General features: G+C 59.8%; 19 protein-coding genes. 14 read left to right on the plus strand and 5 right to left on the minus strand.

Annotated elements, in window-relative coordinates:
- Nucleotides 1-42 precede the first annotated feature (42 nt).
- From eno to lipA, 9 genes are all read left to right on the plus strand, one after another.
- Nucleotides 43-1,317 (plus strand): phosphopyruvate hydratase, encoded by a 1,275-nt coding sequence (eno, locus tag DA915_RS07285; RefSeq protein WP_107675512.1) that lies wholly within the window; start codon nt 43-45, stop codon nt 1,315-1,317.
- 304 nt (nt 1,318-1,621) lie between these two features.
- The gene (locus DA915_RS07290) at nt 1,622-1,939 is read left to right on the plus strand and encodes a septum formation initiator family protein (RefSeq protein ID WP_003502598.1); all 318 of its coding nucleotides are present in this window, start codon (nt 1,622-1,624) and stop codon (nt 1,937-1,939) included.
- 153 nt (nt 1,940-2,092) lie between these two features.
- Entirely contained in the window at nt 2,093-3,136 is a 1,044-nt protein-coding gene (gene pdhA / locus DA915_RS07295) for a pyruvate dehydrogenase (acetyl-transferring) E1 component subunit alpha (protein WP_020012450.1), read from the plus strand.
- Between the two features lie 17 nt (nt 3,137-3,153).
- Nucleotides 3,154-4,575 (plus strand): pyruvate dehydrogenase complex E1 component subunit beta, encoded by a 1,422-nt coding sequence (locus tag DA915_RS07300; RefSeq protein WP_107675513.1) that lies wholly within the window; start codon nt 3,154-3,156, stop codon nt 4,573-4,575.
- Nucleotides 4,576-4,589: 14 nt separating this feature from the next.
- Nucleotides 4,590-5,924, plus strand: a complete 1,335-nt coding sequence (locus DA915_RS07305) for a pyruvate dehydrogenase complex dihydrolipoamide acetyltransferase (RefSeq protein ID WP_060726180.1) — start codon at nt 4,590-4,592, stop codon at nt 5,922-5,924.
- A gap of 12 nt (nt 5,925-5,936) precedes the next feature.
- The gene (locus DA915_RS07310; RefSeq protein WP_107675514.1) at nt 5,937-6,581 is read left to right on the plus strand and encodes an SGNH/GDSL hydrolase family protein; all 645 of its coding nucleotides are present in this window, start codon (nt 5,937-5,939) and stop codon (nt 6,579-6,581) included.
- Nucleotides 6,582-6,641: 60 nt separating this feature from the next.
- Nucleotides 6,642-8,087, plus strand: a complete 1,446-nt coding sequence (lpdA, locus tag DA915_RS07315) for a dihydrolipoyl dehydrogenase (RefSeq protein WP_003502607.1) — start codon at nt 6,642-6,644, stop codon at nt 8,085-8,087.
- 96 nt (nt 8,088-8,183) lie between these two features.
- Entirely contained in the window at nt 8,184-8,432 is a 249-nt protein-coding gene (locus DA915_RS07320; protein WP_003502608.1) for a GlsB/YeaQ/YmgE family stress response membrane protein, read from the plus strand.
- A gap of 104 nt (nt 8,433-8,536) precedes the next feature.
- The gene (gene lipA, locus DA915_RS07325) at nt 8,537-9,508 is read left to right on the plus strand and encodes a lipoyl synthase (protein ID WP_087743870.1); all 972 of its coding nucleotides are present in this window, start codon (nt 8,537-8,539) and stop codon (nt 9,506-9,508) included.
- A gap of 199 nt (nt 9,509-9,707) precedes the next feature.
- Here lipA and DA915_RS07330 read toward each other — a convergent pair whose 3' ends face one another.
- The 3 genes from DA915_RS07330 to DA915_RS28840 all read right to left on the minus strand — a co-directional run bounded on the left by DA915_RS07330 (nt 9,708) and on the right by DA915_RS28840 (nt 11,770).
- Nucleotides 9,708-10,637 (minus strand): DMT family transporter, encoded by a 930-nt coding sequence (locus DA915_RS07330; protein WP_020012455.1) that lies wholly within the window; start codon nt 10,635-10,637, stop codon nt 9,708-9,710.
- 93 nt (nt 10,638-10,730) lie between these two features.
- Nucleotides 10,731-11,465: an AraC family transcriptional regulator gene (locus tag DA915_RS07335; protein ID WP_107675515.1), complete on the minus strand. Its 735-nt coding sequence runs from the start codon at nt 11,463-11,465 to the stop codon at nt 10,731-10,733.
- Nucleotides 11,466-11,593: 128 nt separating this feature from the next.
- Nucleotides 11,594-11,770 (minus strand): hypothetical protein, encoded by a 177-nt coding sequence (locus DA915_RS28840; RefSeq protein ID WP_192886431.1) that lies wholly within the window; start codon nt 11,768-11,770, stop codon nt 11,594-11,596.
- A gap of 249 nt (nt 11,771-12,019) precedes the next feature.
- On the opposite strand from DA915_RS28840, the gene DA915_RS07345 reads away from it, so the two are divergent.
- Nucleotides 12,020-12,589 carry an AAA family ATPase gene (locus tag DA915_RS07345; protein WP_060724153.1) on the plus strand — a complete coding sequence of 190 codons (570 nt, stop codon included), beginning with the start codon at nt 12,020-12,022 and terminating at the stop codon, nt 12,587-12,589.
- Nucleotides 12,590-12,598: 9 nt separating this feature from the next.
- On the plus strand, nt 12,599-13,054 hold the full coding sequence (locus tag DA915_RS07350; RefSeq protein WP_107675517.1) for a type II toxin-antitoxin system RatA family toxin: 456 nt from the start codon (nt 12,599-12,601) through the stop codon (nt 13,052-13,054).
- On the opposite strand, the gene DA915_RS07355 is transcribed toward DA915_RS07350, so the two are convergent.
- Nucleotides 13,036-13,545, minus strand: coding sequence for a CinA family protein (locus DA915_RS07355; protein WP_107675518.1), 510 nt, complete (start codon nt 13,543-13,545; stop codon nt 13,036-13,038). The genes DA915_RS07350 and DA915_RS07355 overlap by 19 nt on opposite strands.
- Nucleotides 13,542-14,729 (minus strand): bifunctional 2-C-methyl-D-erythritol 4-phosphate cytidylyltransferase/2-C-methyl-D-erythritol 2,4-cyclodiphosphate synthase, encoded by a 1,188-nt coding sequence (locus DA915_RS07360; protein WP_107675519.1) that lies wholly within the window; start codon nt 14,727-14,729, stop codon nt 13,542-13,544. The genes DA915_RS07355 and DA915_RS07360 overlap by 4 nt, the downstream gene beginning before the upstream one ends.
- 275 nt (nt 14,730-15,004) lie before the next feature.
- On the opposite strand from DA915_RS07360, the gene dusB reads away from it, so the two are divergent.
- Genes dusB through ntrC form a run of 3 tightly spaced genes read left to right on the plus strand, consistent with a single transcriptional unit; the run spans nt 15,005 to nt 18,611 of the window.
- Nucleotides 15,005-16,018 carry a tRNA dihydrouridine synthase DusB gene (gene dusB, locus DA915_RS07365; RefSeq protein WP_107675520.1) on the plus strand — a complete coding sequence of 338 codons (1,014 nt, stop codon included), beginning with the start codon at nt 15,005-15,007 and terminating at the stop codon, nt 16,016-16,018.
- Nucleotides 16,015-17,163: a nitrogen regulation protein NR(II) gene (locus DA915_RS07370; protein WP_003502622.1), complete on the plus strand. Its 1,149-nt coding sequence runs from the start codon at nt 16,015-16,017 to the stop codon at nt 17,161-17,163. Before dusB ends, DA915_RS07370 begins: the two co-directional genes overlap by 4 nt.
- Entirely contained in the window at nt 17,160-18,611 is a 1,452-nt protein-coding gene (gene ntrC / locus DA915_RS07375; protein WP_003502624.1) for a nitrogen regulation protein NR(I), read from the plus strand. Before DA915_RS07370 ends, ntrC begins: the two co-directional genes overlap by 4 nt.
- The last annotated feature ends 1 nt before the right edge of the window (nt 18,612 follow it).

Raw genomic sequence — 18,612 nt, forward strand, 5'->3', positions numbered from 1 at the left:
CAGGCGACGGAAAATATCTGTTCCATTCCCAAGGGAGAGACCATGACTGCCATTACCGATATCATCGCGCGCGAAATCCTCGACAGCCGCGGCAATCCGACCGTTGAAGTCGACGTTTATCTCGAAGACGGCTCCATGGGCCGCGCTGCCGTTCCCTCGGGCGCCTCCACTGGCGCACATGAGGCGGTTGAGCTGCGTGATGGCGGCAAGCGTTATCTCGGCAAGGGCGTGGAAAAGGCGGTCGAAGCCGTCAATACGGAAATCTTCGACGCCATCGGCGGTTTTGATGCCGAAAACCAGATTCAGATCGACCAGATAATGATCGCGCTTGACGGCACGCCGAACAAGTCGCGCATTGGCGCGAACGCCATCCTCGGCGTATCGCTTGCAGTCGCCAAGGCTGCCGCTGAAGCTTCCGGCCTGCCGCTTTACCGTTATGTCGGCGGCCCGAACGCACATCTGCTGCCGGTTCCGATGATGAACATCATCAATGGCGGCGCGCATGCAGACAACCCGATCGACTTCCAGGAATTCATGATCCTGCCGGTCGGCGCGGAAAACATCCGCGAAGCCGTGCGCATGGGTTCGGAAGTGTTCCATACGCTGAAAAAAGAACTGTCGGCGCAGGGCCACAACACCAACGTCGGCGACGAGGGCGGTTTCGCACCGGGCCTCGAAAGCGCGCCGGCTGCGCTCGATTTCATCATGAAGTCGATCGAAAAGGCCGGTTACCGTCCGGGCGACGACATGTTCGTTGGTCTTGACTGTGCGTCGACCGAATTCTTCAAGGACGGAAAATACGTTCTCGAAGGCGAAGGCCGCACGCTGGAGCCGGGCGCGATGGCTGAATATCTCGCCGATCTGGTCGGCAAGTATCCGATCATCTCCATCGAAGACGGCATGGCCGAAGACGACTGGGAAGGCTGGAAGACGCTGACCGATCTCGTCGGCAACAAGTGCCAGCTGGTGGGCGACGATCTTTTCGTCACCAACTCCGCACGTCTTCGCGACGGCATCAAGATGGGGGTTGCCAACTCCATCCTCGTCAAGGTCAACCAGATCGGTTCGCTTTCCGAGACGCTGGATGCGGTCGAAACGGCGCACAAGGCCGGTTACACCGCCGTCATGTCGCACCGCTCGGGCGAAACGGAAGATTCCACCATCGCCGATCTCGCGGTTGCCACCAATTGCGGTCAGATCAAGACCGGTTCGCTTGCCCGTTCCGACCGGCTCGCGAAGTACAACCAGCTGATCCGTATCGAGGAAATGCTGGGCCCGCAGGCCGCTTACGCCGGCCGTTCGATCCTGCGCGGATAATTCGCGTTCAGGTTTGGCGACGTGGCCCGCCGCTTGGCGGGCTGAGGTTGGTGAAAGACGTGTCCACGCATGAGACGTCGTCCTCGGGCCTGACCCGAGGATCCACCTTCCAAACCACTTATAGATCCTCGTCCCAAGGGCGAGGATGACGAAGTTGAGAGGAGAACTCTCTTTGCAAACGTAGCCCGCCTTCCGGCGGGCTTTTTTGCGTCCGTCAGCCGACAGGAATTTAAGGTCAACGGATAGTTAAACAATCCGGCTTAGTCTCAGAATCACGTTGTGCGTTTTAAGGCTTCTCTCCGGCATGTGGACCAGGCATCATAAAAAGAGACGATTCGGCCGTTTGATCGTTCCGGCCATCACGATCGCTTTTCTTTCCTATTTCGGGTATCATTCCATTCATGGCGACTTCGGCCTGCAGGCGACGGAGCGGCTGGAGCGGCAGCGCATTACCCGCACCGCGGAGCTCGCAAAGCTCACGCAGGCGCGTGTGGCGCTTGAGCGGCAGGTGGAATTGATGAGCGACGGCTCGCTTGAGCGGGACATGATCGACGAGATTTCGCGCTATCAGCTCAATATGTCCCGCACGGATGAAATCGTCATCATGAACACCTATTTCTAATTAACCGAAATCAAGTTAATTAATCATTTGTGATTTATTCACAGCGCTTTAGCGTGAATATGTGCCATGCGTTTAAAGCATTGCTGCATGGCATTTTCTTGCATATGGTACGCGCCACTCTATCCATTCAAACGGCAACTCAGGGAGGGATGAATGGCGCCGCGAAAACCAGCGACCGTATCCGGCCGCAAGACAACGGCAAAGGCTGCAACCGAATTTACCGGCAAGAACAGCCCGGACTTCTCGAAGGAAGAAGAGCTTCACGCCTATCGTGAAATGCTTCTCATCCGCCGTTTCGAAGAAAAGGCCGGCCAGCTTTATGGCATGGGCTTCATCGGCGGTTTCTGTCACCTCTACATCGGTCAGGAAGCCGTTGTTGTTGGCATGCAGATGTCGCAGAAGGAAGGCGATCAGGTCATCACCGCTTACCGTGACCACGGCCACATGCTCGCTCTGGGCATGAGCGCGCGTGGCGTCATGGCCGAGTTGACCGGCCGCAGGGGCGGCTTGTCGAAAGGCAAGGGCGGCTCCATGCACATGTTCTCCAAGGAGAAGCATTTCTACGGCGGTCACGGCATCGTCGGTGCGCAGGTTTCGCTTGGAACCGGTCTTGCCTTCGCCAACCGTTATCGCGGCAACGACAATGTTTCCGTGACTTATTTCGGTGACGGCGCGGCCAACCAGGGTCAGGTCTACGAGAGCTTCAACATGGCTGCTCTCTGGAAGCTGCCGATCATCTATATCGTCGAAAACAACCGTTACGCCATGGGCACCTCGACCGCCCGCGCCACCGCCCAGTCGAACTATTCGCTGCGCGGCCAGTCCTTCGGCATTCCCGGCATTCAGGTGGATGGCATGGATGTGCGCGCCGTCAAGGCGGCTGCCGATCAGGCACTGGAACATTGCCGCTCCGGCAAGGGTCCGATCATTCTGGAGATGCTGACCTACCGTTACCGTGGTCACTCCATGTCCGACCCGGCAAAATACCGTTCGAAAGACGAAGTGCAGAAGATGCGCTCCGAACACGACCCGATCGAGCAGGTCAAGGCACGGCTCATCGACCATGGCTGGGCAAGCGAGGACGAACTGAAGGCCATCGACAAGGATGTCCGTGACATCGTTGCCGACAGCGCTGACTTCGCCCAGAACGACCCCGAGCCGGATGTATCCGAGCTCTACACCGACATTCTGCTCTGATCGGGAAAGGGAAACCCATGCCAGTAGAAATTCTTATGCCCGCCCTTTCCCCGACCATGGAGGAAGGCACGCTTTCCAAATGGCTTAAAAAGGAAGGCGACAAGGTCACCTCCGGCGACGTGATTGCCGAGATCGAGACCGACAAGGCGACCATGGAAGTGGAAGCCGTGGATGAAGGCGTCATCGGCAAGCTGCTGATCGATGCCGGCACCGAAGGCGTCAAGGTCAACACGCCGATCGCCGTTCTCATTCAGGAAGGCGAAAGCGCCGCCGACATCTCTTCCTCCGCCAAGAAGGAAGAGCCGAAGGCAGAGGCTGCAAATTCCGGTTCGGACGCCGCAGGCGGCAAGACCCGCGAAGCATCCGAAGAGCCGAGCACTTCCAAGGAAGCCGCCAAGGTTCCGGCAGCACCCAAGATCGAAGTTGCTGCCGATCCGGATATTCCTGCCGGTACTGAAATGGTGATGACGACGGTGCGTGAAGCGCTGCGTGACGCCATGGCCGAAGAAATGCGCGCCGACGAAAAAGTTTTTGTCATGGGTGAGGAAGTCGCCGAATATCAGGGCGCCTACAAGATCACCCAAGGCCTGTTGCAGGAATTCGGTGAACGCCGCGTCATCGACACCCCGATCACCGAGCACGGTTTTGCCGGTATCGGCGTCGGTGCGGCAATGACGGGCCTGCGGCCTATCGTCGAATTCATGACCTTCAACTTTGCCATGCAGGCGATCGACCAGATCGTCAACTCGGCAGCGAAGACACTTTACATGTCGGGTGGCCAGATGGGTGCGCCGATGGTGTTCCGCGGTCCTTCGGGTGCTGCCGCCCGCGTTGGCGCTCAGCATTCGCAGTGTTATGCCGCCTGGTACAGCCATATTCCGGGCCTCAAGGTCGTCATGCCTTACACGGCAGCGGACGCGAAGGGTCTTCTGAAGGCGGCTATCCGCGATCCGAACCCGGTCATCTTCCTCGAGAACGAAATTCTCTACGGCCAGAGCTTCGAAGTACCGAAGCTCGATGATTTCGTGCTGCCAATCGGCAAGGCGCGCATTCATCGCAAGGGCACGGACGCGACCATCGTTTCCTTCGGCATCGGCATGACCTACGCGATCAAGGCTGTTGCGGAACTCGAAAAGCTCGGCATCGACGTCGAACTGATCGATCTGCGCACCATCCGTCCGATGGATCTGCCCACCGTCATCGAATCGGTCAAGAAGACCGGTCGTCTGGTCACGGTCGAGGAAGGTTTCCCGCAGTCATCGGTCGGTGACTTCATCGCCAACCAGGTCATGCGCGCCGCTTTCGACTATCTCGATGCGCCGATCCTGACGATCGCCGGCAAGGACGTTCCAATGCCTTACGCGGCAAACCTCGAAAAGCTGGCTCTGCCGAACGTCGATGAAGTCGTTCAGGCTGTCAAAACCGTCTGCTACAAGTAAGGGGAGGCGTTTCGATGCCGATAAACATCACCATGCCTGCCCTTTCTCCCACCATGGAAGAGGGCAATCTGGCCAAGTGGCTGGTCAAGGAAGGCGACAAGGTCGCACCCGGTGACGTGATTGCCGAGATCGAGACCGACAAGGCGACCATGGAAGTGGAAGCCGTCGATGAGGGCATCGTTGCCAAGCTCGTCGTTGCCGCTGGCACCGACGCGGTCAAGGTCAACGCCCTGATCGCCATCCTCGCTGCAGAAGGCGAAGATGTGGCCGAGGCGGCAAAGGGCGGCAATGCCACTCCTGCTCCGTCTCAGGCCAAAGCCGAGGCACCGAAGGAAGAAAAGACCGAAGCTGCGCCAGTCAAGGCTGAGCAGGCAGCCGCAGCTTCCACACCGGCCCCGGTCGCAAAGTCCGGCGAGCGCATCTTCGCTTCGCCGCTTGCCCGTCGTCTCGCCAAGGAAGCCGGTCTCGACCTCACGGCCGTCTCCGGGTCCGGCCCGCATGGCCGCATCGTCAAGACCGACGTGGAAAAGGCTGCCGCTTCCGGTGGTGCGAAGGCAGCTCCTGCCGCCGCAGCATCCGCAGGCGCACCGGCTCCGGCACTTGCCAAGGGTCCGTCCGACGAAGCCGTTCTCAAGCTGTTCGAGCCGGGTTCCTACGAGCTGGTGCCGCACGACGGCATGCGCAAGGTCATCGCCAAGCGTCTGGTCGAATCCAAGCAGACCGTTCCGCATTTCTACGTTTCCGTGGATTGCGAACTGGATACGCTTCTGGCGTTGCGCGCCCAGCTCAATGCTGCAGCACCCGAAAAGGACGGCAAGCCGGCCTACAAGCTTTCGGTCAACGACATGGTCATCAAGGCGCTGGCTCTGGCGCTGCGCGACGTGCCTGACGCCAACGTCTCCTGGACGGAAAGCAACATGGTCAAGCACAAGCATTCGGATGTCGGCGTTGCCGTTTCCATTCCGGGTGGCCTGATCACGCCGATCATCCGCAAGGCGGAAGAGAAGTCGCTCTCCACCATCTCCAATGAGATGAAGGACTACGGCAAGCGCGCGAAAGAGCGCAAGCTGAAGCCCGAGGAGTATCAGGGCGGCACGACGGCCGTGTCCAATATGGGCATGATGGGCGTCAAGAGCTTCTCCGCCGTCATCAACCCGCCGCATGCCACCATCCTGGCTGTCGGTGCGGGCGAACAGCGCGCTGTCGTGAAGAACGGCGAGATCAAGATCGCCAACGTCATGACGGTCACGCTTTCCACCGACCACCGCTGCGTCGATGGCGCGCTCGGAGCCGAACTGATCGGCGCCTTCAAGCGCTACATCGAAAACCCGATGGGCATGCTGGTTTGATCGGAGAATAACATGGTGAAGTCGGTCCTCTGCTTTGGCGATTCCCTGACCTGGGGATCTGATGCGGAAACGGGTGGCCGGCACAGCCATGACGATCTTTGGCCGAGCGTCTTGCAGAAGGCGCTCGGTTCCGACGTGCATGTGATCCATGAGGGTCTTGGCGGCCGCACCACCGCCTATGACGACCTGACGGCCGATTGCGACCGCAACGGCGCGCGGCTTCTGCCGACGTTGCTGCACAGCCATGCGCCGCTTGATCTCGTCATCATCATGCTCGGCACCAACGACATGAAACCGTCGATCCACGGCTCGGCGATTGTCGCCATGAAGGGTATCGAGCGGCTGGTGAAGCTCACGCGCAACCATGTCTGGCAAGTTCCGGACTGGGAAGCGCCTGACGTGCTGATCGTCGCGCCGCCGCAACTCAGTGAGACGGCAAACCCTGTCATGGGCGCGATCTTTCGCGATGCAATCGATGAGTCGGCGATGCTGGCTTCCGTTTACCGGGACCTTGCCGACGACCTCGACTGCGGATTTTTCGATGCCGGGTCTGTCGCCCGCACGACGCCGGTGGACGGCGTCCATCTCGATGCTGAAAACACGCGGGCCATCGGGCGCGGGCTGGAGCCTGTCGTCCGCATGATGCTCGGACTTTGACACTCATCCTCGTTTCGGGGCGGTTTGCCGTCACCCGAATAAGACAAGGCAGGATTTCCAATGGCTCAATCTTATGACGTCATCATCATCGGTTCGGGACCGGGCGGTTATATTGCCGCGATCCGTGCGGCCCAGCTCGGCATGAAGGTTGCCGTGGTCGAGCGCGAGCACCTTGCCGGCATCTGCTCCAACTGGGGCTGCATTCCGACCAAGGCGCTGCTGCGCACCGCCGATGTCATGCATACCGCCACCCATGCCAAGGATTACGGTCTGACGCTGGAAGGCTCGATCAAGCCTGATGTCAAGGCGATTGTGGCACGCTCGCGCGGCATTGCTGCGCGTATGAACAACGGCGTCGGTTTCCTGTTCAAGAAGAACAAGGTCGATATCATCTGGGGTGAAGCCAAGATCACCAAGCCGGGCGAAATCGTTGTCGGCAAGTCCACCAAGCCGGTGGTTCAGCCGCAGGGTCCCGTGCCGAAGAACACGCTGGGCGAGGGCACCTATACCGCCAAGCACATCATCGTCGCGACAGGTGCGCGCCCGCGTGCGCTGCCCGGCATCGAGCCCGATGGCAAGCTGATCTGGACCTATTTCGAGGCGATGAAGCCGGAAGAACTGCCGAAGTCGCTGCTCGTCATGGGCTCGGGCGCGATCGGCATCGAATTCGCCAGCTTCTACCGCACCATGGGCGTCGACGTCACCGTCGTCGAAATCATGAGCCAGGTCATGCCGGTTGAAGACGCGGAAATCTCCACCTTCGCCAAGAAGCAGCTCGAAAAGCAGGGCATGAAAATCCATCTGGAGACCAAGGTTTCCAAGGTCGAGAAGGGCGCGAACTCCATCACCGCGACGCTTGAGAAGAAGGATGGTTCTTCCGAAAAGATCACGGCCGACCGCATGATTTCCGCCGTCGGCGTCGTCGCCAATATCGAAGGTATCGGGCTTGAGGCTGCCGGCGTGAAGACCGATCGCGGCTTCATCGTCATCGACGGTTACGGCAAGACCAATGTACCTGGTATCTACGCCATCGGCGATGTTGCCGGCCCGCCGCTGCTCGCCCACAAGGCGGAGCATGAGGCCGTCATCTGCGTCGAAAAGATTGCAGGTCTGCCGAATGTCCATCCGATGGACAAGCTCAAGATTCCCGGCTGCACCTATTGCAACCCGCAGGTCGCTTCTGTCGGCCTCACCGAAGCCAAGGCGAAGGAACAGGGCCGCGATATCCGCGTCGGTCGCTTCTCCTTTGCTGCGAACGGCAAGGCCGTGGCACTCGGCGAAGATCAGGGTATGGTCAAGACTATCTTCGATAAAAAGACCGGTGAACTGCTCGGCGCGCATATGGTCGGTGCGGAAGTGACCGAGCTCATTCAGGGCTTCGTTGTCGCCATGAATCTCGAGACGACGGAAGAAGACCTGATGCACACGATCTTCCCGCATCCGACGATTTCGGAGTCGATGAAGGAAAGCGTGCTCGACGCCTATGGGCGTGTTCTGAACGCATAAGTGCTCCGTGATACCCGGCATTGTCTAACCCTGCCGGGTGTCCCATATGTCTCGATGCAGGTCGCTCAAGGGGCCGGTTCTTTCAGGGAGCGTGGAATGGAAAGCGTAGGCTGGATTGCAGCAATCATCATCGGCGGTCTCGCCGGCTGGCTTGCGGGCAAGCTCATGGACATGCGCTTCGGCGTTTTCATGAACATCGTCCTCGGCATCGTCGGTTCGGTGGTGGCTGTTGCGGTGCTGAGAACCTTCGATGTTTTCGTGCAGGACAGCAGGCTCGGCTACTTTGTCACGTCTTTCCTCGGCGCCAGCCTGCTGCTGTTCCTGGCGAAGCTGGTGCGGCGCTGACAAGGCTTCGTGACCGGAAGGGGCTTACGCTTTTTCTGGAATTGTTCTAAAGCATCGGGCCAACAGATGTTTAGATCGCTAAAGGCGATGGAAGCAGGTTTTTAATGGTCACTATTCTCGACAGGACTTCGTCCGAAGAAAAGCGTATTCGCCACCCGGAAAAGGCGCATAAGCCCGATACCGAGGTCATGCGCAAGCCGGAATGGATCCGCGTCAAGGCGCCGACCTCCAAGGGCTATCACGAGACGCGCGAACTGGTGCGTTCGCACAAGCTGGTCACGGTGTGCGAGGAAGCCGGCTGTCCGAATATCGGCGAGTGCTGGGACAAGAAGCACGCGACCTTCATGATCATGGGTGAAATCTGCACCCGCGCCTGCGCCTTCTGCAACGTCGCGACCGGCAAGCCCAATCCGCTTGACATGGATGAGCCCGAGAACGTCGCCAAGGCCGTCAAGCAGATGGGCCTGTCGCACGTCGTCATCACCTCGGTCGACCGCGATGACCTCGCCGATGGCGGCGCTGAACATTTCGAGAAGGTGATCTGGGCGATCCGCGCCGCGTCTCCGACGACGACCATCGAAATCCTCACGCCTGACTTCCTGAAGAAGCCGGGCGCGCTGGAACGTGTTGTTGCGGCCAAGCCCGATGTCTTCAACCACAATATGGAAACCGTTCCTGGCAACTACCTGACGGTTCGCCCCGGCGCGCGCTATTTCCACTCCGTGCGCCTCCTGCAGCGGGTGAAGGAACTCGATCCCACCATGTTCACCAAGTCGGGCATCATGGTCGGCCTTGGCGAAGAGCGCAACGAAGTGCTGCAGCTGATGGACGACCTGCGCAGCGCCGACGTGGACTTCCTGACCATCGGCCAATATCTGCAGCCGACCCGCAAGCACCACAAGGTCGAGGCCTTCGTGACGCCGGAGGAATTCAAGTCCTACGAGACGGTGGCCTATACCAAGGGCTTCCTGATGGTGTCGTCGAGCCCGCTGACCCGCTCCTCGCACCATGCCGGCGACGATTTCGAGCGCCTGCGTGCTGCCCGCGAGAAGAAGCTGCTGGCTGCTGCTGAGTAATCAGGGGCGGAAAGGCTGGGCAAAACGACGTGTCATCGCACGTTTTGCACGCTCTCATGCTCGGGCTTGTCCCGAGCATCTGCAACCTCTGTACTTTACGATACGTGATTGGATCCTCGGGACGGGCCCGAGGATGACGTTGAGCTGGAGGCGATCCTTACGAAATGGCTCAATCGCCTGTCTTCGGCCCTTAAGCTAATTACGCCACAACCTTCTTCGGGCGATGCGCCCGCATGCACAGCACCACGCTCAGCACTACTGAGCAGATCGCGACGACCTCAACCAGCGTCGGGCCACGCCCCTCCCAGAGAAAACCGTAAAGCAGCGCAAACAGCGTTTCGAACAGGATCATCTGTCCGACCATGGTGAGCGGCAGAAGTCGGCTCATGCGGTTCCATAGCGCATTGCCGATAATGGAGGCGGTGACGCCGAGGCCTGCGGCAACGGCGGCGAAATGCAGCCAATCCCCGGAAGCGTGGCTTGCGCCACCAAAGCCAAAAGCCGGAATTGCCAGCGCCAGCGCCAGTGCGCCGGTCACCACACCCGTCATCATGTTCCAGTCATCGGCGCTGACATCGTGGAGGCGGGAAAGCCAGCGGGCGTTGCCGACGGCAAAGGCCGTCCAGGAGGCCAGTGCCCCGAGCGCGCAGGCAAGGCCGATGACGCGTGAAACATCGAGCCCACCATCGCCTTGCACCAGCGATTGCCAGGAAATGCCGACAATGCCGATTGCGCCGAAAACAAGCGACGGCCATAGCCGCCGGAGCGATACCGCGCCGTGGTCGCGACTGCCGATGATGGTGACGGCGACGGGCAGGAAACCGATGATGATGGAGGTGAAAGCGACACCGCTGAGTTTAACGGCTGTCGATATGAAGACATAATAGGCGATATTGCCGATCATGCTCAGCCAGCCGAGCGCAAACCATTCCTGTATGCCAAAACGGGCGGAAACCCGCCTGATGCGCGGTCCGATGATGATGAGGGAAATCAGCCCGTAGGTGAGGTAACGCGCCGTCGACAGTTGCAAGGCGGAAAAATCCGGCACGAGTTTGGGGGCGAGAAAGATGCCTCCCCACATCGCTCCCGCCAGCATGCCATAAAAAACACCGAGACCTGTCCTGTTCATGTCCTGTCACATCCGCATTCGCATTTGCCTGCGATGTGCCACAGCCCTTTCCGGCTGTCTTGACAAAAACTCCTGATGACCGTGTCGACGGTTCTAATGAATGCCGCGGTTTCGGCGATAGGCAGCGGGCGTTTCACCCACCGCATTGCGCATGGCGCGCGTCAGTGCCGTCTGGTCGGAAAAGCCGGCCCGCAGGGCAATCTCGGCAATTGGCAGGGTGGAATCGTCGAGCAGCACGCAGACCTTGTCCATGCGCAGCCCGGCCAGCCAGCGGTGAGGCGGGCGGCCGAATTCCTCGAGAAACAGAGCATGCAAACGGCTGTCGCTGATCGTCACGCAGGAGGCAAGCATCCCGATGGTCCAGGGGAAGAACGGTTCCGCCCTGACGACCGCGGCGAGCCTGTGCAGGCGTTGGCGGATATCGGTTCTGTCATCGGCCAGACTGTCGATCAGCAGCGGCGCCCACAGACCGGCAATATCGTCGCGCCGCCCATCCGCTCCGATGATGCCGCGCATATAGGCGATCAATTGCCGGGTATCCTGCACTATGTCGAGAAACGGCGAACGGGCGAATTTTTCGAGGGTTTGCTCGGGAAGGGCGCTTTCATTAATATCGACCACCAGTGAGTGATTGCTCGCTGTCGCTTCCTGGGTATGCGGCGTGTCGCGATGGATGAAGACGCCACGCCCGGTCGACAATTCATCCTGCCGTCCGGCTACATCGATTAGCAGACGCCCGGAGACCGGAAGAACGATTTGAACGAAGCCATGCCGTTCCTTCGGTTTTTCTTCCCTGTAGGTTCTGATATCGGCGGATGCGGCTGTCATGACGCTGTCGTTTCCATTGTGCAAAGAAATGGCCGCCTCGAAAAAGCGGCCGGTTTCATTGTTTGATTATGACATTGTCTTGAAGATTGGGCCAGTCGGCTTTATCGGTCGGCTCTGCGCGCCGGCAATTAACAGTCTTCCTTGGTGGTCGATTCGCCGCGTTTGCGCTTGCGCAGAACCGGCTTGTTCTCTCTCGCCTCGCATTTCGCGACATCGATAAGATAGGCAAGCACCGGCATGCCGTTCATCGATGCGAGTTGTTTTGCGGATTCGAGAAGGTTGATGATGTTGGAAAAATCGTCCATCGGCTCACTCAGTGGCTCAAAGCGGTTATGTATCGGGTCTGAACCCAAGGATGAATACGCTGGGTGAAATCGGGAGCTTCCAGCGCCGTTGCATCCAATGGGTGTAATATTAGTCGCAAATAAATAGCAATCCCTGCGACGGAGTTACAATAGTCAATTTTCCGTAACTGCCATGCGCGGTAACGATATCGCTCAAGGGTTATGACCGGGTGGCAGAAATATATCCAGCGGTTAGATGAGGTCTTTCAAATGCCGAACTATCTTCACAGGGTAGAAGATGCTGCCGCGATTATCGCCGGCGCGCAGCGCATCTTGGTCGTTGGCTGTTCCGGCGGCGGCAAGTCGACGCTTTCGCAGAAGCTCGCGGGCAATTTCGGGCTTCGTTATATCTCCATGGATCGGGAGATTTTCTGGCTGCCCGGCTGGCAGGCGCGCGCCCGCGATGAGCAGCGGCAGAGGATAGCCGCCATCATCACAGAAGAACGCTGGCTGATGGACGGCAGCAATCCATCGTCTTTCGATATACGCCTGCCGCGGTCCCACATCGTTCTCTGGGTGCGCATGCCGCGCTGGCTCTGCCTGTGGGGCGCCGTCAGCCGGGCGATCAAGGGTTACGGCAAGGCGCGTCCGGAAATGGCGGAGGGATGTCCCGAAAGAATAGACATCGATTTCCTGCGCTATATCTGGAATTTCGAACGCCGCCATGCCCCGATTTTCGAGCAGAATTTCGCGCTTTATGGTCCTGATGTGCCGGTATTCCAGCTGAAAAGCCGAAAACAGTTTCGCCGCCTTCTTGATCTTCTCGTTATCGAGGATTAACTGCCGCTCATGCCACAGTTCGAAACGCATCGCCTCGTTAAACACTCGCCCGACCGCATGTACGACCTCGTCGCCGATGTGGAGAAATATCCGCAGTTTCTTCCCCTTTGCGAGGCGCTCACGGTCCGCTCGCGCAAGGAACGCGACGGCAAGATGCTGCTGGTGGCTGACATGACGGTGGGTTACAAGGCCATTCGTGAGACCTTCACCACCCAGGTGCTTCTGAACCCTGCGGAGCGCGCCATCGATGTGAAATATATCGACGGACCATTCAAATATCTCGAAAATCGCTGGCGTTTTGAGGCCTCGGACGAGGGCGGCTCAGCCATTCATTTCTTCATTGACTATGAATTCAAGAACCGACTGCTCGGCGCGGTCATGGGGTCGATGTTCGACCGGGCATTCCGCATGTTCGCGGAAGCCTTCGAGACCCGCGCCGACAAGATTTATGCCGACCCGGCCTGACTAAGTGCGGTCAGCATTTCGAGCGCTGTCTTAACCGTCGCAAGACGGATTTCGGTGCGACCAATGTCGCCGTAATGCATCTCTTTGTGCAGGCTCTGGCCATTGCGCGCCTTGGCCGCCAGATGCACCAATCCCACCGGTTTTTCCGAAGAGCCGCCACTCGGGCCGGCAATGCCGGTTACAGCCACGGCAAAATCCGCCCGTGAACGGAACAGGGTGCCATGCGCCATCTGCAGCGCCGTCTGCCGGGAGACCGCGCCGAAATTCGCCAGTGTCTCGACGCCAACTCCCAGCATGTCCATCTTGGCTTCATTGGTATAGGTAACGAAACCACGGTCCACGACGGCGGAGGAGCCGGCAATCTCTGTCAGCGCGCCGGCGATCAGGCCGCCCGTGCAGCTCTCAGCTGTCGAGACCATGAAACCGCGGGCGGTGAAATCGGCGATGATCCGCCGCGCCAGTTCTTCTATGTCAGCGGGAAAAAGGCTCATAGCGGTCTGCCCCGGTAGACGACGGTAGCGGTGGCTATCGCCGCGATGCCCTCCCGACGGCCGACGAAGCCAATCGTCTCGTTGGTTGTCGCTTTCACCGAGCAGCGCTCCAGCGCGATCCCGAGCATGTCCGAAAGCGCTTCCCGCATGGCCTGCCGGTGCGGACCGATGCGCGGCGCTTCGGCTATCAGCGAAACGTCGGCGTTCATGATCGTGCCGCCATTGTCACGCACCACCTTGGCCGCGTGTTCGAGAAAGATGCGGGAGGCCGCACCCTTCCATTGCGGATCCGAGGGCGGGAAATGGTCGCCGATATCGCCGGCGCCGCAGGTGGCGAGCAGCGCATCGGTCAGCGCATGCAGCGCCACATCGGCATCCGAATGACCTTTCAGTCTCTGATCGTGCTCGATGAAGATGCCGCAGAGTGTGACGCCATCCCCGGCCTCAAGCTGATGCACGTCGTAACCATTGCCGGTGCGCACGTCGGGCAATCCGTGAGAGAGCTTTTCATCGGCCATGGCGATATCCCGCTTGAGAGTGAGTTTTACATTGTCGACCGAACCTTCGGTCAGCGTCACCGTCAGCCCGGCCCATTCCGCGATGGATGCGTCATCGGTGAAATCCGTTTTGCCGGAAGCAGCAGCAGTGCGATGCGCGCGAAGAATATCACCGTAATTGAAGCTCTGCGGTGTCTGGGCCGCATAAAGTCCCTGTCGGGAAACCGTCTCCACGACGAGATCGCCAGAGCCGCGCTTCAGCGTATCGGTGACGGGCAGGGCGGGCAGAACGCCCACCGCACCCGCCCGGTGCAGGGCGACGATGCGTTCCAGCATGTCCACGGCGACGAAAGGCCGCACGGCGTCATGGATCATCACATGCGTCAGCTCTTCCGAGGCGAGCGCCTCCAGCCCGGCCAGTACCGATTGCTGGCGTGTCGCACCGCCCGTCACGGTGACGATCCGCTCACCGGCATCCAGTCGCTGCAGGACTGGTGACAACAGTGCTGCATCGTCGGCATGGCTGACGACCACGATGGGGGAGGCACCATTCCAGCCGAGGAAAGTCGCCAATGTATGCTCGATCACGGCCCTGCCGCCGATCGGGCGATATTGCTTCGGCCCTTCCTCGGGCGAGCCTGCCCTTTCACCGCGTCCCGCGGCGACGATGACGATGCCGAGTTTCATAGTACTTTCCTGCATTGGTCATATGCTTTGCGCGCAACCCTTAGCGGTTGACAGTCCTGCTCTAGCGTTTCAAAACCCGGATGGCCAGCCCGATAAGACGCGCATTCGCCCCTGCATGACGCAGGATCGATCGTCATTGGCCTTTGAACCTGCACAAATTGCTGCCGACAGCAAAACAGGCAGGCAGCCGCCCAGCAAATAAAAGGTGCAACCCTCTAAAAGTGCTTGGCAACCGCGCAAACACTGTCTAAAAATAATGCAAATAACCCTTCTGCATGAAAGATCATCAATTGCATCTTCCGGAGTTGTCAGAACCGTTCAGCATCGGCTCAGTTACGATCCGTAATCGTGCCGTGCTGGCGCCCATGTCGGGCGTGACGGATCTGCCGTTTCGGCAGCTTGCCTGGCGTTATGGTGCGGGTCTCGTCGTGACGGAGATGGTCGCAAGCCGCGAGCTCGTCGCTAACAAGGGGGAATCCTGGGCGCGGCTGAAAAATGCAGGCATGGTTCCGCATATGGTGCAGCTTGCCGGGCGTGAGGCGTATTTCATGGCCGAGGCGGCGAAGATCGCGGCCGATAACGGCGCCGGCATCATCGATATCAATATGGGATGCCCGGCCAAGAAGGTAACGGGCGGTTATTCCGGCTCGGCGCTGATGCGCGATCCCGATCATGCGCTCTCGCTGATCGAGGCGACGGTCAATGCGGTCGACGTGCCTGTGACGCTGAAGATGCGGCTCGGCTGGGACGAAAACACCATCAATGCGCCTGATATCGCCCGCCGCGCCGAGGCGGCAGGTGTTCAGCTCATCACCATTCACGGGCGCACCCGCATGCAGTTTTACGAGGGACGAGCGGACTGGAACGCCATCCGCGCCGTGCGCGAGGTGATTTCCGTGCCTCTCATCGCCAATGGCGATGTGGAAACGGCCGATGATGCGCGCGAAATCCTGCGCCGATCGGGTGCGGATGCCGTCATGGTCGGGCGCGGCACACAGGGGCAACCCTGGCTGCCGGCAGTGCTCGCCGGACATGCGGCGCCGCACCGCGATGATATTTCCGCCATTGCCATCGAGCATTACGAGATGATGCTGGAATTTTACGGAAGGGAAGCCGGTCTCCGGCATGCCCGCAAACATCTGGGCTGGTATCTCGACCGTTTCGCGCCAGAGATCGCCACGCCCGACAAGGCTCAAATCATGACATCGCGTGACACGGTGGAGGTGGCCGATCTGCTGCGCTCCGCCCTTTGCAAAAATGCGGGCGAAGCCGCAAGGAAGGCCGCATGAGCGCTGACAAACACAGCCCGGCAGATGCAAACCCGCTCGCCATGGCGGTTCTGAACGCGGTGCAGAACCCCGTCATTCTAGTGGATGCCGAAGGTTTCATTGCATTCGCCAATTGGGAAGCCGAGGCCTTTTTCGGGGCAAGCGCCTCTCATCTCGCCCGTTACCGCGTTTCCACCTTTATTCCCTTCGGCAGCCCGCTTCTGGCGTTGATCGATCAGGTGCGGGAACGCCGCGCACCGGTGAACGAATATCGGGTCGATCTGAGTTCGCCACGGCTTGGACAGGACAAGCTGGTCGATCTCTATGTGGCGCCCGTTGTCAGCGAGCCGGGTTCGGTTGTCGTCGTCTTTCAGGAGCGGTCGATGGCGGACAAGATCGACCGGCAATTGACCCATCGCGCCGCTGCCCGTTCCGTAACCGGCCTTGCCTCGATGCTCGCGCATGAGATCAAGAACCCGCTGTCAGGCATTCGCGGCGCTGCCCAGCTTCTGGAGACATCGGTTGCCGATGAGGACCGGGCGCTGACGCGGCTGATCTGCGATGAGACCGACCGCATCGTTTCGCTGGTCGACCGCATGGAGGTGTTTTCCGACGAGCGGCCGGTGGATCGCGTACCGGTCAACATCCATTCCGTGCTCGATCATGTGAAGGCAATCGCCAAGGCCGGTTTTGCCCGCAACATCAAGATTTCCGAGAACTATGACCCGTCGCTGCCGCCGGTCTATGCCAATCGCGACCAGCTGGTTCAGGTCTTCCTCAATCTGGTGAAGAATGCGGCGGAAGCCGTGGGCAACCAGTCGGATGGCGAGATATTGCTGACCACCGCCTACCGTCCCGGCATGCGGCTTTCCGTCGCCGGCAGCCGCGAGCGCATTTCGCTGCCGCTCGAATTCTGCGTGCATGACAATGGCCCGGGCGTTCCGGCCGATCTCTTACCGCATCTCTTCGATCCCTTCATCACCACCAAGACGAATGGTTCGGGCCTGGGCCTGGCGCTTGTCGCCAAGCTGATCGGCGCCCATGGCGGCATCGTCGAATGCGACAGCCAGAACCATCGCACGACTTTCCGCGTATTGATGCCCGTCTCGCCGGAAGTGGCGCTCGACGACATCACCTTGCCGAACACGACAGGAAATGACCTATGACAGCTACGATCCTCGTCGCCGATGATGATGCCGCAATCCGCACGGTACTCAACCAGGCGCTCAGCCGTGCCGGTTACGACGTGCGCATCACCTCCAATGCCGCAACGCTCTGGCGCTGGGTCTCGGCAGGTGAGGGCGATCTGGTCGTTACCGATGTCGTGATGCCGGATGAAAACGCCTTCGATCTTCTGCCTCGCATCAAGAAGGCCCGTCCAGACCTGCCGGTTCTTGTCATGAGCGCGCAGAACACCTTCATGACCGCCATCAAGGCCTCGGAAAAAGGCGCTTACGACTATCTGCCGAAGCCCTTCGACCTGACAGAACTGATCGCGATCATCGGCCGCGCCCTGTCTGAGCCGAAGCGCAAGCCGGCCAAGCTTGATGACGACATGCAGGACGGCATGCCGCTCGTTGGCCGTTCCGCGGCGATGCAGGAAATCTACCGCGTTCTCGCCCGCCTGATGCAGACCGATCTGACGCTGATGATCACCGGCGAATCCGGCACCGGCAAGGAGCTGGTGGCGCGGGCGCTGCATGATTACGGCAAGCGCCGCAATGGTCCCTTCGTCGCCATCAACATGGCGGCAATCCCGCGCGACCTGATCGAATCCGAACTTTTCGGCCACGAGAAGGGCGCCTTCACTGGTGCGCAGAACCGCTCGACCGGCCGTTTCGAACAGGCCGAAGGTGGTACGCTGTTCCTCGATGAAATCGGCGATATGCCGATGGATGCCCAGACACGCCTGCTGCGCGTGTTGCAGCAGGGCGAATATACGACGGTGGGCGGACGCACGCCGATCCGCACCGATGTCCGCATCGTCGCCGCCACCAACAAGGACCTGAAACAGTCGATCAATCAGGGCCTCTTCCGCGAGGACCTCTATTATCGCCTCAACGTCGTGCCGCTTCGGCTGCCGCCGCTGCGTGACCGGGCCGAGGATATTCCCGATCTCGTGCGCCATTTCATCCAGCAGGGTGAGAAGGAAGGCCTTGAGGGCAAGCGTTTCGAGACCGAGGCGCTTGAGGTCATGAAGGCCTATGCCTGGCCGGGCAACGTGCGTGAACTGGAAAACCTGATCCGCCGCCTGATGGCGCTTTATCCGCAGGAAGTCATCACCCGCGAAATCATCGAGCAGGAATTGCAGTCGGATGTCCCGGACAGCCCGCTCGACAAGATGGCGGTCCGTACCGGCTCGCTCACCATTTCGCAGGCGGTCGAGGAAAACATGCGGGATTATTTCTCAAGCTTTGGTGATGGCTTGCCGCCGCCGGGTCTTTACGACCGCGTGCTGCGCGAACTGGAATATCCGCTGATTCTCGCCGCCTTGACGGCGACACGCGGCAACCAGATCAAGGCTGCTGATCTTCTTGGCCTCAACCGCAATACGCTGCGCAAGAAAATCCGCGAGCTTGGAGTTTCCGTGTATCGCAGCTCCCGCCCCAGCTGAG

Origin of the sequence: Agrobacterium sp. LAD9 (assembly GCF_003031125.1) — a bacterium.
GTDB lineage: Bacteria > Pseudomonadota > Alphaproteobacteria > Rhizobiales > Rhizobiaceae > Agrobacterium > Agrobacterium radiobacter.

Coding starts and splice junctions, on each gene's coding strand:
- eno (WP_107675512.1), top strand. CDS start 43: ATGACTGCCATTACCGATATCATCGCGCGCGAAATCCTCGACAGCCGC.
- DA915_RS07290 (WP_003502598.1), top strand. CDS start 1,622: ATGTGGACCAGGCATCATAAAAAGAGACGATTCGGCCGTTTGATCGTT.
- pdhA (WP_020012450.1), top strand. CDS start 2,093: ATGGCGCCGCGAAAACCAGCGACCGTATCCGGCCGCAAGACAACGGCA.
- DA915_RS07300 (WP_107675513.1), top strand. CDS start 3,154: ATGCCAGTAGAAATTCTTATGCCCGCCCTTTCCCCGACCATGGAGGAA.
- DA915_RS07305 (WP_060726180.1), top strand. CDS start 4,590: ATGCCGATAAACATCACCATGCCTGCCCTTTCTCCCACCATGGAAGAG.
- DA915_RS07310 (WP_107675514.1), top strand. CDS start 5,937: ATGGTGAAGTCGGTCCTCTGCTTTGGCGATTCCCTGACCTGGGGATCT.
- lpdA (WP_003502607.1), top strand. CDS start 6,642: ATGGCTCAATCTTATGACGTCATCATCATCGGTTCGGGACCGGGCGGT.
- DA915_RS07320 (WP_003502608.1), top strand. CDS start 8,184: ATGGAAAGCGTAGGCTGGATTGCAGCAATCATCATCGGCGGTCTCGCC.
- lipA (WP_087743870.1), top strand. CDS start 8,537: ATGGTCACTATTCTCGACAGGACTTCGTCCGAAGAAAAGCGTATTCGC.
- DA915_RS07330 (WP_020012455.1), bottom strand. CDS start 10,637: ATGAACAGGACAGGTCTCGGTGTTTTTTATGGCATGCTGGCGGGAGCG.
- DA915_RS07335 (WP_107675515.1), bottom strand. CDS start 11,465: ATGACAGCCGCATCCGCCGATATCAGAACCTACAGGGAAGAAAAACCG.
- DA915_RS28840 (WP_192886431.1), bottom strand. CDS start 11,770: ATGGACGATTTTTCCAACATCATCAACCTTCTCGAATCCGCAAAACAA.
- DA915_RS07345 (WP_060724153.1), top strand. CDS start 12,020: ATGCCGAACTATCTTCACAGGGTAGAAGATGCTGCCGCGATTATCGCC.
- DA915_RS07350 (WP_107675517.1), top strand. CDS start 12,599: ATGCCACAGTTCGAAACGCATCGCCTCGTTAAACACTCGCCCGACCGC.
- DA915_RS07355 (WP_107675518.1), bottom strand. CDS start 13,545: ATGAGCCTTTTTCCCGCTGACATAGAAGAACTGGCGCGGCGGATCATC.
- DA915_RS07360 (WP_107675519.1), bottom strand. CDS start 14,729: ATGAAACTCGGCATCGTCATCGTCGCCGCGGGACGCGGTGAAAGGGCA.
- dusB (WP_107675520.1), top strand. CDS start 15,005: ATGAAAGATCATCAATTGCATCTTCCGGAGTTGTCAGAACCGTTCAGC.
- DA915_RS07370 (WP_003502622.1), top strand. CDS start 16,015: ATGAGCGCTGACAAACACAGCCCGGCAGATGCAAACCCGCTCGCCATG.
- ntrC (WP_003502624.1), top strand. CDS start 17,160: ATGACAGCTACGATCCTCGTCGCCGATGATGATGCCGCAATCCGCACG.